Raw genomic sequence first — 516 nt, 5'->3', positions numbered from 1 at the left:
GCTGACAGCCTCCTCGAAAGCGTCGAAGGGCATGATCGGCACGACCGGGCCGAAGATTTCGCGCGTCATGATCGGCATGTCAGGCGTCACATCTGTCAGTACGGTCGGATTGAGCCAGTAGCCGCCATCGATGGGCGCCTTGGTCGGGCGTCCGCCGGCGAGAGCAAGCCTCGCGCCGCCCGCTACGGCTTCCGCAAGGACCGCCTCGACCTTTTCCAACTCTTCAAGACTGACTTTCGGGCCGATATCGGTATTTGCCTGCATCGGATCACCGACGACGAGCGACTTGGAGAACTCCACAAAGCGTGTGACGAATTGATCGTAAATCGAACGGTGAACGAGCGTGCGTTCGTTGCATATGCAGACCTGTCCGCAATTCATGTAGCGCGACGTGGCTGCGGAACGAACCGCCAGGTCGAGATCGGCATCAGCCAGGACGATGAATGGCGCCTTGCCGCCAAGCTCCAGCGAAACAGGTGTCAGATTGCGCGAAGCATTCGCCATGATGCGCTTGCC

1 protein-coding gene is annotated in these 516 nt (G+C 59.9%); it reads right to left on the bottom strand.

The features are described from left to right. The coding region (locus EN884_RS38055; RefSeq protein WP_245492077.1) for an aldehyde dehydrogenase family protein at positions 1–504 on the bottom strand (504 nt) is incomplete at its 3' end. Positions 505–516 lie beyond the last annotated feature (12 nt).

It is taken from the genome of Mesorhizobium sp. M7A.F.Ca.AU.001.01.1.1 (assembly GCF_004022735.1).
Lineage (GTDB): Bacteria > Pseudomonadota > Alphaproteobacteria > Rhizobiales > Rhizobiaceae > Mesorhizobium > Mesorhizobium ciceri.
Note: the sequence above shows the minus strand (reverse complement) of the source record. Positions and strands in the feature narration are given on the sequence as shown.